We start from the raw sequence: 16368 nt of genomic DNA, 5'->3' as shown, positions 1-16368 counted from the left end.
TATCCTCTACTTAATTCGCGTTGAACCTGATGCCGACATCCATGCTGGCGCCGGTGTATTTTTCCGGCAGCGGCGCCAGGGGATTCGCCTTCCTGATCGCCCTGAGGGCGGTATCATCGTAATAACTGTTTCCCGAGCTCTCCTCCATCCAGACATCTACGATCGTTCCGTCCCGGGCGATGCGGATGCCCAGGACCGTCTCAAGTTCCTGGTCGAGGAGATCCTCGGGCACCGACCACATGGATCGAATGCGCTTCCAGATATCATTATAGTAGGCGGAAAATTCCATGTCCGGCACGCCGCCGGTGGGGCCGCTGGCATAGATGTTGTCGCTGCCGAAGGGGCTGCCGCCGCCGGGGGTTCCCGGCGCTGGAGTTCTCTCACCCGCCGGCGTCCCACCCCCGGGGCCGACCCCACCGCCCGCGGGAGATGCGGGCGTCGTTTTATCCTCGGCCTCCCGGGTCGCCCGCTCCGCCTCCTCCTTCGCCAGGCGTTCCCTTTCTTTCTCCTCGACCTCCCGTCGCTTCTCCTCTTCCTTCAGTTCCACATTCTTTCTGATGCTCTCAATGGCGGAGTCCAGGTCCGCCGTGGATTCCTTCTCCTCAGCCTCGTAGGACGGGGGCTCTTCCTTCGGCTCCGGCGGTTTCGCGACCGTCTCTTTTACCTCCTCCTTCTCTTTCGGCGTCTCTTCCTTTTTTTCGGCGGGAGGGGACTCCTTCTCTTTCTCCTTCATGACCAGCCCCTCGTCTTTCGAGGGTGCGGACGCCTCCTCCGGGCCGCCGACGGCCGGATCCACGGTCTTATCGATGACCTCTTCCACATCCGGTACCCCGTCCTCGCCCCCCTCGCCCGCCACATCATCGGGGACAAGGCTCACGGTATAGGGGGCGCCGTAGAGCGACACGTCATTGTCCCTGGTCATGTAAATCCCCAACAGCACAAACAGGGCCACATGGATCAGGGCCGAGATACAGATCGTCACATACACGCCCCGACGGGGGCGATCCAGTGAGGATATAATCCGCCGGTTGCGCATTACTCCTCCTCCGGGGGAGGCTCCGTCACCATCCCCACATCGACAATGCCGGCCTTCCGCAGGGCCGACATCACCTTCATTACATATCCGTAGGAGATATTCCGATCGGCCTTGAGCAGCACCTTTTTATCCGGCCACATGATGACCATCCTCTCAATCTCTCCCTTGAGGTCCTCAAGCGCAACGATCTCGCCGTCGATATAAATATATCCTTCGCTGTTGATGGTAACGGTGATGGTGGAGGTCTCTCCCGAGACGGTCTCCCCCTGTACCTGGGGGAGGTTCACATCCAGGCCCTCGTGGAGCATGGGCGCGGTCACCATGAAGATGATCAACAGCACCAGCATCACATCCACCAGGGGCGTGACGTTTATCTCTGAAAGAGTCCGGTAGTCTCTCTGTGGGGTCTGCATCTATCGCATTCGCTTGAGGTGCCGCTCCACGATGTTGAGATATTCAAAGGAGAAATTATCCATCTCGGTGGTCAGCACCTTGATTTTGCTGATGAAATAGTTATACGCCACGACCGCCGGGATCGCCGCGAACAGCCCCACCGCCGTGGCGATGAGGGCTTCCGAGATGCCCGCCGACACGACGGCGATGCTGGCGGAGCTCTTCACCCCGATGCCCTTGAAGGCGTTCATGATCCCCCAGACGGTGCCAAACAGCCCGATAAAGGGACAGGTGCTGCCGGTAGTGGCCAGAAACGTCAGATTGCTCTCCAGCCTGGTCACCTCTTCCATGATGTTGCGGCGCAGCACCCGCTCGATGCTCTCAACGCCGAACAGCTCCGTTCCCAGACTCCCGGCGTCCCCTTCATCGGACACCCCCGCCATCCGGGAGATGCCGCGGACCGATCGGGCCGTGGAGATCATTCGGTTGAACTCCTGATATCCGCCGCGAAAGACCTGGGCCAGGGGGCTTTTGGGGAGCTTTCGCGCCTCCTCATAGAGGAGGGACAACCGAGGATTCGTCCAGAAAATACTCAAAAACTTTTTTGACTGCGCCCGGGCGGCCCGTATGACCGCGAACTTATTAAACATTATACCCCAGGACACCACCGAAAAGACAAGGAGAATAAACAGTACCCCCTTTACCACCGGTCCGGCCTGGGAGATGGTCTCGAGGGCGCTTAATTCCACAGGGCCGCTCAAAAAAACGTCCCGGATGCTGTCGAAAAATGTCAATGTTTTATTTTTACATATAAATTAAGTTAATTTATGCGCTATTTTATACTATTTATGTTTTCAGTGTCAACAAGATTATGAAACATGTGACGCTTTTCTCTCCATGTTTCATGGATTCTTCATTTTTCGCGTGTATATCGTCCCCGCCCGTATTTATTAGTCTCCATTTTGTGGGAAATGTTCCAGAAAGACCGTGCCGAGACGGAAAGCACACATGGACACACAGCAACATCGCGGCATGTGGCACGAAAACGGCGGGAAACGTATCGGTGTCCCCCGCCGCTGTATAGATTCATCAATGTGTGTATCGCTACTCCGATCCGGACTCCATGAGCCGCTTGAGGCGCTCCTGCATGGTGGTGCGGTCGATGTCCTTCTCGGTATGGGACCACTTGAGGGCCACCGCCGCCAGGGCGATGCCGCCGCCGAGATACAACAGGTGAATCGGCTCCTCAAAACTCGTGTTCACCACAATTTTCAGGAAATTGATGATCAAAATCATCAGCACCACCTTCCCCAGGACGCTCTTCAATTCGTCGAGGGATTCGAATACGAGCCAGTTGGGCCGAATATCGTCCTGTACTTCCGCGGGATTGATCCGGGAGATAAAGAGATCATAGGTGCCCAGCCCGAAGATCAAGAGCACGATCCCGAGGAGAAAGTCGTCCACGGTGGTAATGATCTGGATGATGATGGTGTTATACAGGTTTTCGTCGATATGGGTGCCGTGGTGTATGATATGCGTTATGAACATATTGGTGAGATGGTACGTCTCGATGATGCCCATGATGAAAATCACCAGGGATCCGATGAGAAGCCCCAGTACGCCCAGCAGTATGATGACGCGAAAATTCCATAAAAATTTCTCAAGCAGACGTTCCGTGAATCCGATCAATCCCACTTTAGTCTTTGTATCTCCCATGGTACCCTGTGCTCCCGGTGGTGGTTGCTTTTACATAGTTATTATTCATATATACCGAAAAAGGCCGAAGGCCTTTTTTAATCTCGCACGTCGCGGCGCCATCTTCAGACAGCATCCCGACGGCCCTTTTTTTTCGCCCCCCCCAAAAAACCCGTTCGGGATACCACGAATATCGCCGCTCGTTATATGTGAAGGCGCCGATCGATTCGTCCCGCGACGACCTCCCTTCGGCTGTGGACGCCGTCAACACATTTCCCGGAACATCCCCCACGCCCCGTATTCACAGGACGCTTATCCCTCCGATGGTCTCATCACTCCATCACCCATCTCCCCCTCTCTCCCTCCCCCAATCGCCGGCGTTCTGATCATTTGGTTTTGAGGATATATCCCTTGGGATAACACTCGTAGGGCGGATAGTCCTCGTACACGGGCGGATAGCATTCATAGCTGTGGTACACCCGCCGGTAGGTGGGATAACACTCGTAATAGGGAACGTATTCGGTGTCGTCATAGCGGTCATAGACCAGATCATCGTCGCAGTCCGGACACGGGTATGCGGACGTGTACCCCGGAGGGGGGCATCCGGGCGTGATATAGTAATCCGCCCCCGGTGCGGACAGCGCCCATCCCGCGAGTATGCCGCAGGTCAGCGCCAATACGATGACCAATGAACGTTTCTTCATATTCCCTCCGTATTCGACTCACGAAAAGAGACAGAAATCGCACAATACCTGCCGTACGGAGCGGTATCCGGCAGTGTACATCGCCGCACCATGCAAAAAGGCGTCGATTATCGGGATACGAGCCTTTCCGTCATACCGCTATCGACCAACCCGGTAGCATTTCATCTTGCTGGGGTAGCACTGATATCCGGTGGAATAGGTTGTGCCGTCCGGATGTATTCGATAAGTGCGATAACACTTATAGCCGGACGGATAGCACTTGTAATTGCTGGCGCACCCGAATAAAAAACAGGTACATAACAGGAGCGCGCAAACCACAAGCGGTACCGATATCCTGCGAAGCATGCATAACCTCCGAAAAACAACGATGAAACGAACGCCCTGATATCTTACACCGTATTACAGAGGTCGTCAGATTGTCAAGTAAAAAATGAAACGGTTGTTTCTTTTACTATAAATAGTAATAAATCTTTATATCCTATTTTTACTCATTATTTGTTGAGTTTTTTACTCAACGTTAGTCCATCCCCTTCAATTTTATAGAAATTCCCCCTCTTTTTCCCTCATTTGCTTTGTATATAAATAAATATTTCTAATTTTCTCTTGACACACAACATATAGTACTATATCATTCATACGGTACAAAATAACGGTATCATATCCACCATACATAATCTATCAATCGTTTTCGGCTTTTTCATTCGTGTAAAGAGCTCACAGGGAGGTATTATGAGCATCGCAAAGGATTTATCGACAAAATCCGACGCATCCATCAACCAACCCCGCACACAGACACTCTTTCCCGACCTGAATATCCCCCTGCAGCATTCCGACTCCTCTCCTCCTACAGAACATGAGGACCCTTCCGCCGCACCCGATGTCGAACGGGAGACGGATGCCGAAGCCGGAGACAAGGTCGAAACCGCATCGAACACCGCAGATGAACCCGACACCATTGAGATCTCCGAGGACGAGGTTTGTGAGACGGCCGCAGAGCCCTTGAAAGAAACCGAGGAGGAAATCCTCGCCCTGATTGAAAAAGAAGAACAACGGGAATATCGGAACATCGAGCAGATGCACGTGAACCTGCTCCATGCAGAGGGGTGGAGGGCGGACCCGCCCACGGGTGACGTCCCGGATGAAGACGCCTTCTTCGAAGACTCTTTCTTTGAATCCAGCGACCTGCACGACGCCGTGGTGTCGATGAATCTATCCCACGATATCATCGATATCTCATATGAAAAGCATCCGCACGCGGGAAACGATGAGGCCCCGGCGGAAAACGAGGCACCAGACGAAGAGGACACGGCGGAGCTTTTTGAGTCCCTCCCCGAACCGGTCCTGGAAGACAACGCCATGACGGTGCTTGAGCGCCGATACCTGAAAAAGGACGACGACGGTAACGCCGTCGAGACGCCGAAAGAGATGTTCTTCCGGGTCGCCCGCAACATCGCAGGGGTGGACCGCTCCTACACACCGGATATCGACATTGACGATGTGACCCGGCAATTTTACCTGCTCATGGCCCAGCGGGATTTTCTCCCCAACTCCCCCACCCTGATGAACGCCGGGCGGGAGCTCCAGCAGCTCTCCGCCTGTTTCGTGCTGCCGGTGGAGGACTCCATGAACAGCATCTTCGAGGCGGTCAAGCACACCGCCCTTATCCACAAAAGCGGCGGCGGCACCGGCTTTTCTTTTTCCCGCCTCCGACCGAAGAACGACCGCGTCAAAAGCACCAAGGGCGTCTCGAGCGGGCCGATCTCGTTTATGACCGTGTTCGACGCCGCCACCGAGACCATCAAGCAGGGGGGTACCCGCCGGGGCGCGAACATGGGCATCCTCAAGGTGGATCACCCGGATATTACGGATTTCATCGACTGCAAGGAAGACACCACCAAGCTCAACAATTTCAACATCTCCGTGGCCGTCACCGAGGACTTCATGGATGCGGTCAAAAACGATCACACCTACCCTCTCGTCTCCCCCCGCTCCAATGAGACGGTCGATGAGCTTTCCGCCCGGGATATTTTCGACAGAATCGTCGAGAGGGCCTGGCAAAACGGTGAGCCGGGCATTGTGTTCCTGGATCGCATCAACCGGGACAATCCGACGTCCCACGTGGGGGATATCGAATCGACCAATCCCTGCGGCGAGCAGCCGCTCCTGCCGTATGAATCGTGCAATCTCGGATCGATCAACCTGGCCCGGATGGTGACGGATACAGGCTCGATAGACTTTGAGCGGCTGGGGGCCACGGTGGACAGCGCGGTCCATTTTCTCGACAACGTTATCGACGCCAACAGCTACCCGCTTCTCCAGATCGAGGAGATGACGCGGGCCAATCGGAAAATCGGCCTCGGCGTGATGGGATTCGCCGAGATGCTCATCAAGATGGACATTCCCTACAACTCGAACCTCGCCCTGGAGACCGCCGAGGACGTGATGTCATTCATCCAGCAGCGGTCCAAAGAGGCCTCCATGAAGCTTGCCATGGAGCGCGGATCGTTTCCGAACTTCTACGGAAGCACCTGGGAGCGGGACGGCTATCCGATGATGCGAAACGCCACCACAACGACCATCGCCCCCACCGGGACCATCAGCATGATCACGGGCACCAGCTCTGGGATCGAGCCGCTGTTCGCCCTCTCCTTTATCAAAAACGTCATGGACGACGACGAGCTGGTGGAGGTCAATCACCTCTTCTGCGAGCGGGCGAAAGAGGACGGTTTCTTTTCCGATGAGCTGATGTCGGCCATCGCCCGGCAGGGAGATATAAAAGACCTGGAGCATGTGCCCGATAGGGTGAAGGAGGTCTTCGTCACCGCCCACGACATCTCCCCCGAATGGCACATCAAGATGCAGGCCGCCTTCCAGAAACATACCGACAACGCGGTGTCAAAAACCGTGAATTTCCCCAAGGACGCAACCCCTCAGGACATCGCGGAGGTCTATCGCCTGGCCTTCGATCTGGGATGCAAGGGGGTGACGGTCTATCGGGATCAGAGCAGGGACGCCCAGGTCCTCAACATCGGCACGGTGAACCGGACAGATGCTCCGGACGCCGCCGTCGCGGAAGAAGAGATCCCGGTCAATGCCGTCTCCACGCCCATCCCCCGCCCCCGGGCGGACGTCACCTGGGGGACCACCCGGAAGATGAAAACCGGCTGCGGCGAACTCTACGTGACCATAAACGCCGATGAGCACGGTCTGTTCGAGGTCTTCGCCCAAATGGGCAAGGCCGGGGGGTGCTCATCGTCCCAGAACGAGACCACCGGGCGCTTGATCTCCCTGGCGCTCAGGTCGGGCATTCCCGTGGAGACCGTCATCAAACAGCTCTCGGGCATCCGCTGCCCCAACCCGATCTGGCAGAACGGGTCGCAGATACTCTCCTGTACCGACGCCATCGCAGCGGCGCTCAAGCTCTATATCGAAGACAATCGCCACCCGGAGATGGTCGAGGGGCCGTCGGATGAGGCGCCCGAGGTGAGAGTCAGCACATGCCCCGATTGCGGCGCGACCCTGTTTCACGAGAGCGGCTGTATCAGCTGCCAGGCCTGCGGCTACTCAAAGTGTTAGTACCTATATGTAAAATAACTGAAATTATCGGATATATGAAAGATCACAAAACATGGTGATTTCATTTAAAAAAGCACACCTGGAGGACGACAAAACGCTTCTCACGGACAGACAGCGATTTGTCTGCATGTTTTTCGAGGATATCTGTCACATCAAAAAGACCGCTGCGAATTTGGCCGAGTCGGGTAACAAGGCGGGTATTTCCGAAGAGATCCTGGAAAAACTGAGAGAGATAATCTGCATCTCCGAGGAAATCTCCAAGAGTGCTGCGGAAAAGATGTCAGGTATCATTCCCCGCTCAAGCGCCGACTCGAACGACTGGTCCTGACCGCTCGCGTTTCCGGATCGAACGCATATACCGTCATATCGACGGCGAATGAGGTATTATTCATAACTCATATATGCATGCGATTGCATGTTGTCGTTTTTCAACCGTACTATGAAAAGGCAAGTCCATGATACGCGAAAAGGTAATGATCTTCATCGACGGTTCCAATCTCTATCACTCCATGAACGACTACCGACAGGGATGCCGTATTGATTTTAACAAATTTATTCAGATATTACAGGGTGACCGGTATCTCGTGCGCACCTATTATTTCGGCACCCAGCACCACTCGTCCCAGAGCTCGTTTTTCGATATGCTCCAGTTTTCCGTGGACAGCATCGATGTGGAGATAAAAACCCCGAAATACGGCAAAGAAAAGGGCGTTGACGTGGCCCTGGCCATCAAATTTCTCTCCCTGGGCCTGAAGGGGGCGTTCAATATCGGAATCATCGTCAGCGGCGACGAGGACTACGTCTCCGCCATCGAGGAGGTGAAGGGCCTCGGCATCCGGGTGGAGGTGGCGTCGTTCAAGAATTCGCTGAGCACCGAACTCCGCAAGAGCTGCGACCACCTGATCACAATCGACGACTTCGTGGAGGATATCATTCTCATCGATGAGAATGATTTTAATAAGTAGGGGGCTAAAGGGGAAAAATTAGGTGTTAAATCCCCTGGAGGATTTGTAAGGAAAATCGCGTTTTCTCGCTTTCGTAGGTGACTGCGGGGATCATTCACTTGACAGAATTGATATAAAATTTCTCTGGTTTTCTCTTTCTGTATTCATCGTGAAGTGAAAGAGTTACATTGAAAATACTATCCCAAAGCTAAACAGCTTTAAACTTCATAACTGGGATCATGAGGGATTACAATACACAGCCGTGACACCAGAAATGTAAAAGGGTCTTTTTCCATTCTTCATAATATTCCCTCGCCTTTCGTCTCAGATACTATGTAGTCATATCCTCCAGAAGAACACCTTTCACATCTAAAAGCTGTCGAGACGCTTTCTCATCGCTTTCTCTATTTCCTTAAGCCCTTTCTTCGCCTCTTTTCTATCTCTATCTTCCTTTTTTCCTCCCCTTTCGCCGAGCAGTCCAAAAAGCAGGAATACGAACAGGACACCTCCGGACGAAAGGAGAATGATACCCAACCGGGTAACATCATTTCTCATAAATATTGCGCCCAAGATACAGACAACTATGATTGTCCCGATTAAAATCACATCACATGAAAGAGGAGACGCGGCGCTATCGGCGGCATCGAGATATGTGATATTGCAGTAATCTGAAACCAGCTTCCTGTTCTCTATGCCGTATCCCATTATAAAGTCGGATTTTGCCTCCTCATGGATCTCTTTCATCTCGGGAATATTTTTCCCCTTCCCTGCATAAAAGGAAGACAGAAACAGCTTCCACTTCTTTTCACCCTCTTCGATTTTTTCTAATCGCTCCTCCAACTCCTTCTTTTCATGTATGAGCCCTTTTACCCGAGAATCGATATCTTTATCTATGGGCCGAGCCGAAAGAGAACCGTCACTGAAATCGATATTATACTTGCCGCCGCAATATTTACAGGTCGCTATTTTTCCATCGGCGCCGATTTCGACGTCTGCGCCGCAGCGCTTGCACACGAAAGACGAGATATCCATGATGTCAACACGCTCCACGATACATGTTCATTAAACATCGCAACTTTAGCATGCCCCCGATTCTCCGGCAATTCAAATATCACGCCGTGTATCCCAGCGATGTGTAAAAAACGGCCGCCCCGGATTTCCCCAAACTCCTACAACCCCGCCGACCCCGCCCCTCACCTCACATCCCCCAGAATGCGATGACCTTCGCGGTAAAATCGGGGACGGAAAACTCCACCCGGTCGGTGTATCCCATCGGATCGCCGCCCACCTGCAGGGGAAGCTTGCGATCGAAGGTCATCTCCACCCGATCGGTGACGAAGTCGATCACCCTGGGGCTCCGGTAGGTCCCGTTCCACAGCTTCAAGATGTTCACCAAGGATTCGAAAACCTCAAGATCGGCGATGCGCAGGTGCATGGTGCCCCGGACCCGGTCGGCGTGAGGAAACATCCGAAACGCATACCCGAAATAGGGGATCGTGCCCGCGGCGGCGATGGATGCCGGCCCCTGGTAGATGACGTCGCTCCCCATGTCGGTGATGGAGAGATACTCCCCCTCCCGGGTGGGCTTCAGGAGCTTTTCGCCGGTGAATCGAACGGTGACCTTCGGAAGGCTTTTCTCCTTCATGATATGCGGAATCGTCCGGGAAAACACCGCGAAAAAATAACCATAGAGGCTCCCCACGAACCGCCTGAGGGGGGTGTCGGAGAGCTTTCGATTCACCTCGTAGTAGTCGTTGAGTATCCGGGCGTCCCACCCCACCCCGGCAAAGGGACACAACAGTCCGTTCACCTCCACCAACGAATAACGATAGATGGAAAAATATCCACCGTTAACCACGTGCTCAAGCTGATCCAATCCGTCCTTCACCCCCACCGCCCAGGCCCAGGCGTTTCCGGTGCCAAGCTTCAGAATCCCCACCGGCGGCCGAAGGACGCTCTTCCCCCGGCTTCTTTTCTCCTCCACCTTCCTTCGCATGATCGACAGGATGGAAACGATCGTGCCGTCCCCGCCGCCGGAAAAGACGATGTCGTATCCCCCGGCGAGGATATCCTCCATCGCATATTCCGCGTCTGTGACGGTTTCGGTGGGATAGATTGCATCATCGGGGAGAATGCGCGATAGCTTTTTGAGCAGGCGGTCGTTCGCCCACCGGGCGTTACGGTTTACAATAACGGCGACTGTGGGGAAATTTCGATTCATTGCCCTGTCCGGCCTTTTTGTCCTGCCCGGTGTTTTGGAGGAAAACCACTCTCAGGGTATGGGATTTTTTCCCCGGAGTCAAACCAAAAAACTTGACTCGAATCCCCAAAAGGTTATATCATAGGATTAAATATGTCGATATTTCGACAGACAGCACGTTCGGAGAAATGCGTGGGAGGCAGTACGATTCTGAAAATCGCCGGCATCCAGTTCGCCGCCGTTGAGGACAAAGAAAAAAACGTTAAGAAGGCGATGAAATTTGCCGATGTGGCCGTTGAAAGCGGCGCGAAGCTGATATCATTCGCCGAGCTTTTTACCACACACTGGTTTGCCCACGAGGAAAACGTCGATCCGTCCCGAGCCGTTCCCTTTGCCGAGCCGATACCCGGTCCCACCACCGAGGAATTCAGCGCCCTGGCGAAAAAGAAGGGAGTGGTGATGGTGCTCCCCATCGCGGAGCTTGAGGATGACCGGGTTTACAACTCCGCGGCGGTCATCGACGCCGACGGCTCCCTCTTGGGAACCTACCGGAAGGTACACCTGCCCCGACTCCCGCTTTGGTACGAAAAGGACTACTTTACTCCGGGAGACAGGGGATTTCCTGTCTTTACCACGCACTATCTAACCCTGGGTGTGCAGATATGCTGGGATAACTACTTCCCCGAGGGGAGCAGGATCCTGGGATTGAAGGGGGCCGAGTTGATCGTCTGCCCCACGGCGGCGGCGATGAGGACCCACGAGCGGTGGCAGACGGCCATCAGCGCAAACGCCATTGTGAATGGTCTCTTCGCCCTGCGGATCAACAGGACCGGCAGCGAAAAGGTGCAGGATTTTTACGGAGAGACCTTCTGTGTCAATCCCAGTGGAGAGCTCCTCAGCGAGCCGGCGGGCATGAACGACTCGGTATCACTGTTTGACATTGACCTGGAGGACGTACACAAGACACGGGCCATGTGGCCGTATTTCAATGACCGACGCCCCGACGTCTACTCGGAATGTGATTCATAAAAAAGGCATTATACATTATTACCACTACATAACTGTTGTGTCCGTGATTCCTGATTCCAATCCTCCGGGGTCGTGAAGGGATGGAATCTATTTTTTCATTCCATTACTAGATACGGGTGATGTCCTATGACGTTAGAAAAAAAGCTCTGCGCGGTGTGTGCCTGGAGAAGAAACTGCAAGAAAAAGTTCTCCAGTTCCTCCAGCGGAACCGGTGTGCTGTACTGCACAGATTTCACCAAAGACCTCTCCATTAAAGATGAGCCGATCGAAGAGGTCGAGAGCGTGATCGCGGAAGATCTTCAGGAAAAGAAGAAGGACAAATACTGGAAGTGGTAGCAGGCTCACGAAGGGGTGCTCACATCTTGGTTAAAGAACAACTGACGGACATTTTACGGAAATCCTTGTCCGCGTTGGCGGACGAGGGTTTCCTTCCCACATATACGTACTCCGATTCCACCATCGAACCTCAAATCGAGGTCCCAAAGGACTCGACTCACGGCGATTTCGCCTCGAACATCGCCCTGGTATTGGCATCGGCGGAGAAGAAGAATCCCCGGCAGGTGGCCGAGCGAATCGTCGCGAGCGTCAATGAGGCCGCAGACTTCATCGAAAAAATGGAGGTGGCGGGCCCCGGGTTTATCAACTTTTCCCTGAAAGATTCCTTCTGGCACCGACGCCTCGCCAACGCCATCGCCGAGGGGGAAACCTTCGGCGACTCGGATATGGGCCGCGGCGTGCGTGTGCAGGTGGAATTCGTCAGCGCCAATCCCACAGGACCCCTGCATGTGGGCCATGCCAGGGGAGCGGCGGTGGGAGACTCCCTGGCCGCCGTCCTGGAAGCCGCAGGCTTCGACGTCCAACGGGAATACTATATCAACGACGCCGGCGTCCAGATGGAAACCCTGGGGAAAAGCGTCTACGCCCGGTACCGGGAACATTTCGGCAAAGATTTTGTCTATCTCGATACCTATTATCAGGGGGAATACATCGGGGAGATCGCCCAAAAAATCGCATCGGAACAGGGGGAGCGTTTTCTTCAGATGCCGGAGGAAGAAGCGATACCCTTTTTCACCAACTTCGCCTCTCAGAATATCCTTTCCGGTATAAAACAGGACCTCTCGGACTTCGGCATCGAGTACGACGTCTGGTTTTCGGAAAAGAGCCTCTATGAATGCGAGGCGGACGGCACAAGCCAGGTGGATGCGTATATTGAGGAGTTTACCCGCCGGGGGCTCGTGTTCGAGAAAGAGGGAGCCCTCTGGTTTAACACCATCGACTACGGGGACGACAAGGATCGGGTGGTCATCAAAAGCGACGGCGAAAAGACCTATCTCGCTTCGGATATCGCCTATCATCAAAACAAATACGATCGGGGCTTTGACCGCGTGATCAATATCTGGGGGGCGGATCACCACGGATACGTCGTCAGGATGCAGGCGGCGATACGGGCCCTGGGGCGAAACGAAGGGGATCTGGTAATGATCCTCGTGCAGCTGGTCAGCCTGGTCCGTGGGGGAAAACCGATCTCCATGTCCACCAGGGCGGGGCAATTCGTCACCCTCAGGCAGCTTCTCGACGAAGTGGGATCGGACGCCGTGCGATATTTCATGCTCATGCGCAGCTACGACGCCCACTTCGATTTCGACCTGGACCTGGCCACCACCAGGTCTCAGGAAAATCCTGTTTTCTACGTCCAGTACTCCCATGCCCGTATCTGTTCCATACTTCGTCAGGCAAACGAGCAGGATATCTCCACGGACGAATGTTCGGATGACGACTTGGCCCGGCTTGTGCTGCCGGAGGAAATCGCCCTTATCAAGAAAATTCTCTATTTTCCCGACCTGGTGGAGGAGGCGGCCCGTGATCTGGCCCCTCACAAGATCACATTTTTCCTCTTCGACTTGGCCTCGCTCTTTCACAGCTACTACAACCACCACCGGGTCATCACCGAGAACCTCCCCCTCACCCGGGGGCGCCTGGCCCTGGGCGGGATGATCAAGACCGTTGTGGCCCGGGGGCTGGGACTTTTGGGGATATCCGCCCCGGAAAAAATGTGAGGATGCCGATCATACACAACACAATGTATATCGACGTACTGTGACAGGGGGTATTATATGCGATACTTTCCCGACGAAGAGGAAGACACCAAGGGAATGAGAGATTACCGCAGGGTAAGGGACACCTATGATTTTTCCATGGAGCCCAGGCATGTGGCGCTTTTGGTTGTGGTGTGCATTGTTATCTCCGTGCTGCTGTTCTCCCTGGGATACATCACCGGTCGATCCACCGCCCTGAGGGGGGGGGTCGCCCTGACGGATGATACCGGCGAGGGTGACATCATTCCCATTACGCCCCTCACCGAAGATGAGATACACCCGGAAGGGGACGAGCCGGAGATGACATTCTACGACACCCTGGGGGGTGATCCCGACGATGGGATGGTGGAGGAGGAGCTGACCGGCGGCGTGGGTCCCGGCGACGAATCAGGCAGTCCGGAAACCGGGGGGCTTGAGGACATCGCATCGCTCCCCACAGGCGGCGCGGGCGATGATCCGGATCTGAAATACTACATCCGTGTCTTCGCAACCACCGATCCGGTCAAGGCCCAGGATCTGGAAAAATCCCTCAAGGCCCTGGGATACGGCGCATACACCAAAAAGGTGGAGGACGACGCCATCAGCATCCGCATCAAATGGTTCGATACTCAAGAGGAGGCCGAGGAGGCCATAGAAGACATTGTATCCAGAGATGAATTCTCCGACTTCACACCGGAAATCGGCACCGGATACCCGTAACACCACCATTTATTTAACGGAAAACTCTGACAATGCCCAAAGTCATCATCGACGCTGAGTTATGCAAGGGATGCGGCCTGTGCACCGACGCGTGCCCGCGATCGCTCATCGCTATCGGCAAGAAAACCAACAGTCAGGGATACTTTACCGCCCAGTATATCGACAATTCGTCCGAATGTACCGGCTGCGCCCTGTGCGCACAGATGTGTCCCGATATCGCTATTGAGGTGTTCAAGTGACAGTAACGGCTCAACAACCGGCAACGAATATGGAAAAAGACCTCATCAAGGGAAACGAGGCCATCGCCATGGGCGCGCTGGACGCCGGAGTCAAGTTCTATTTCGGCTACCCCATCACGCCCCAGAACGATATACCGGAGTACCTCTCGGCACATCTGCCGAAAATGGGAGGGGCGTTCATTCAGGCGGAAAGCGAGATCGCCTCGATAAACATGGTGCTGGGGGCCGCCGCCACCGGGGCCCGGGCCATGACGTCGTCTTCCAGCCCCGGGATATCGCTCAAGCAGGAGGGCATCTCCTACATGGCCGGCAGTGAGATACCGGGAGTGATCGTCAACATCTCCAGAAGCGGCCCCGGCCTGGGCGGCATATCCCCCTCCCAGGGGGACTACTTTCAGGCCACCAGGGGAGGCGGCCATGGCGACTACCGGGTGCTGGTTCTCGCACCGAACTCGGTTCAGGAGATGTATGACTTGACGATACACGCCTTCGACCTTTCGGATAAGTATCGAAATCCGGCAATGATCCTGGGCGATTCGATCCTGGGCCAGATCAAGGAGCCGATGATACGTCATAAGATATTCCAGGAGCCCGACGAGAAGTCTTGGGCGCTGACCGGCGCCGACGGTCGGGAAAAACGACTTCTGAAGTCTCTCTACCTGGCCGAGGGCGAGCTGACCAAGCATAACTGGAGACTCAAGGAAAAATACGAGCGGATGAAAGAGGATGTCATGTGGGAGTCCTACCACACCGACGACGCGGATTTGGTGGTATGCGCCTTCGGATCTGTCTCCCGCATTGTCCGAACCGCCATCGACCGCCTGCGGGAAAAAGGTAAAAGGGTGGGTCTCTTTCGCCCCATCACCCTCTTCCCCTTTCCGGGAAAAGAGCTTGAAGAGCTGTCGGCCGGGGTCAAGAACTTTCTGGTGGTGGAGCTGAACACCGGCCAGATGGTGGAGGATGTGAAGCTTTCGGTCCTGGGAGACGCAACCGTCGATTTCTTCGGCAATCCCCCCGGCTCCGTCCCCTCGCCCGCCGAGCTGACGGAGATCGTCGCGTCGTACTGTCCGGCTTGACAGGTAGAAAATAAACGACAATACCAAAGAACTCCCGTTTTTCGGGAGTTTTTTCTTCCGAAGGGGATACTGCCGCCTGCCGTCTTCTGAAAAAACAGTTGCGGCACATTCGCATTTCATTGACTCGAACCATATTTCACGATAAAATTTTATACTGAGAAGATTTGACGCCTGCACCCATTGCCGGGAACGCCGGATATTTTTTTGAATGGTGTCTTTTTCTCCCTTGACTCAGGAGCCTTGATGAAAAACAACCATACCGCCATAGACCGTTTGAAGGAACAGTATCCGGAGAAGTTCGCCTCCGAGGAGGAGATATTCGGACACGTCCACCGTGGGGACCGGATTTTCATCAGCACCGGCTGCGGCGAGCCTCAGTACCTGGTCCGGGCCCTGATTTCATATGTGGAGAAGCACCCCAAGGCGGTGTTCGACGCCGAGGTTTTCCACGTCTGGACCCTGGGGGTGGCCCCCTATGCAAACGAAAAGTTCCGCTACAATTTCCGGCACAACTCCTTTTTCATCGGCAACAACACCAGAGACGCCGTCAACCAGGGCATGGCCGACTACACACCCATTTTCCTCTCCGAGATTCCGGGCCTCCTCAACCGGAAGATGATACCGGTGGACGTGGCGCTGGTCCAGGTATCGCTGCCCGACGAGCACGGATACATGAGCCTG

The 16368-nt window shown here is 54.7% G+C and carries 17 protein-coding genes; 10 read left to right on the top strand and 7 right to left on the bottom strand.

Annotated features, from left to right (window positions below; translation table 11 throughout):
* Positions 1-10: 10 nt before the first annotated feature.
* The 5 genes from JW885_14865 to JW885_14845 all read right to left on the bottom strand — a co-directional run bounded on the left by JW885_14865 (position 11) and on the right by JW885_14845 (position 3828).
* The gene (locus JW885_14865; GenBank protein ID MBN1883446.1) at positions 11-1036 is read right to left on the bottom strand and encodes a TonB C-terminal domain-containing protein; all 1026 of its coding nucleotides are present in this window, start codon (positions 1034-1036) and stop codon (positions 11-13) included.
* Positions 1036-1449 carry a protein TolR gene (gene tolR / locus JW885_14860; GenBank protein MBN1883445.1) on the bottom strand — a complete coding sequence of 138 codons (414 nt, stop codon included), beginning with the start codon at positions 1447-1449 and terminating at the stop codon, positions 1036-1038. Before tolR ends, JW885_14865 begins: the two co-directional genes overlap by 1 nt.
* The gene (locus JW885_14855) at positions 1450-2178 is read right to left on the bottom strand and encodes a MotA/TolQ/ExbB proton channel family protein (GenBank protein MBN1883444.1); all 729 of its coding nucleotides are present in this window, start codon (positions 2176-2178) and stop codon (positions 1450-1452) included.
* Positions 2179-2533: 355 nt separating this feature from the next.
* A complete protein-coding gene (locus JW885_14850; protein ID MBN1883443.1) occupies positions 2534-3145 on the bottom strand; it encodes a YqhA family protein in 612 nt (203 codons plus the stop codon).
* A 365-nt stretch (positions 3146-3510) separates the two neighbouring features.
* Positions 3511-3828 (bottom strand): hypothetical protein, encoded by a 318-nt coding sequence (locus JW885_14845; GenBank protein MBN1883442.1) that lies wholly within the window; start codon positions 3826-3828, stop codon positions 3511-3513.
* Between the two features lie 1203 nt (positions 3829-5031).
* Here JW885_14845 and JW885_14840 point away from each other — a divergent pair.
* From JW885_14840 to JW885_14830, 3 genes are all read left to right on the top strand, one after another.
* Positions 5032-7404, top strand: a complete 2373-nt coding sequence (locus tag JW885_14840; GenBank protein MBN1883441.1) for a vitamin B12-dependent ribonucleotide reductase — start codon at positions 5032-5034, stop codon at positions 7402-7404.
* Positions 7405-7456: 52 nt separating this feature from the next.
* The gene (locus tag JW885_14835; protein ID MBN1883440.1) at positions 7457-7732 is read left to right on the top strand and encodes a hypothetical protein; all 276 of its coding nucleotides are present in this window, start codon (positions 7457-7459) and stop codon (positions 7730-7732) included.
* A 127-nt stretch (positions 7733-7859) separates the two neighbouring features.
* Positions 7860-8369, top strand: a complete 510-nt coding sequence (locus tag JW885_14830; protein MBN1883439.1) for an NYN domain-containing protein — start codon at positions 7860-7862, stop codon at positions 8367-8369.
* Positions 8370-8717: 348 nt separating this feature from the next.
* Here the strand turns inward: JW885_14830 and JW885_14825 are convergent, their stop codons facing one another.
* Together JW885_14825 and JW885_14820 are read right to left on the bottom strand one after the other, a co-directional pair.
* Positions 8718-9398, bottom strand: a complete 681-nt coding sequence (locus JW885_14825; GenBank protein ID MBN1883438.1) for a hypothetical protein — start codon at positions 9396-9398, stop codon at positions 8718-8720.
* A 148-nt stretch (positions 9399-9546) separates the two neighbouring features.
* Entirely contained in the window at positions 9547-10569 is a 1023-nt protein-coding gene (locus JW885_14820; GenBank protein MBN1883437.1) for a hypothetical protein, read from the bottom strand.
* Between the two features lie 171 nt (positions 10570-10740).
* On the opposite strand from JW885_14820, the gene JW885_14815 reads away from it, so the two are divergent.
* The 7 genes from JW885_14815 to JW885_14785 all read left to right on the top strand — a co-directional run.
* Positions 10741-11577, top strand: a complete 837-nt coding sequence (locus JW885_14815; GenBank protein MBN1883436.1) for a carbon-nitrogen hydrolase family protein — start codon at positions 10741-10743, stop codon at positions 11575-11577.
* A 126-nt stretch (positions 11578-11703) separates the two neighbouring features.
* Positions 11704-11913, top strand: a complete 210-nt coding sequence (locus JW885_14810; GenBank protein MBN1883435.1) for a hypothetical protein — start codon at positions 11704-11706, stop codon at positions 11911-11913.
* 26 nt (positions 11914-11939) lie between these two features.
* Positions 11940-13634, top strand: coding sequence for an arginine--tRNA ligase (locus JW885_14805; GenBank protein MBN1883434.1), 1695 nt, complete (start codon positions 11940-11942; stop codon positions 13632-13634).
* A 57-nt stretch (positions 13635-13691) separates the two neighbouring features.
* A complete protein-coding gene (locus JW885_14800; protein MBN1883433.1) occupies positions 13692-14372 on the top strand; it encodes a hypothetical protein in 681 nt (226 codons plus the stop codon).
* Between the two features lie 32 nt (positions 14373-14404).
* On the top strand, positions 14405-14611 hold the full coding sequence (locus JW885_14795) for a 4Fe-4S binding protein (GenBank protein MBN1883432.1): 207 nt from the start codon (positions 14405-14407) through the stop codon (positions 14609-14611).
* A 29-nt stretch (positions 14612-14640) separates the two neighbouring features.
* Positions 14641-15687 (top strand): 3-methyl-2-oxobutanoate dehydrogenase subunit VorB, encoded by a 1047-nt coding sequence (locus JW885_14790; GenBank protein MBN1883431.1) that lies wholly within the window; start codon positions 14641-14643, stop codon positions 15685-15687.
* A gap of 243 nt (positions 15688-15930) precedes the next feature.
* On the top strand, positions 15931-16368 hold a 438-nt coding region (locus tag JW885_14785), incomplete at its 3' end, for an acetyl-CoA hydrolase (protein ID MBN1883430.1).

Source organism: Candidatus Zymogenaceae bacterium (assembly GCA_016931225.1).
In the GTDB taxonomy this organism is placed as follows: domain Bacteria; phylum Desulfobacterota; class Zymogenia; order Zymogenales; family Zymogenaceae; genus JAFGFE01.
This window is presented reverse-complemented; position numbering and strand designations above follow the sequence as displayed.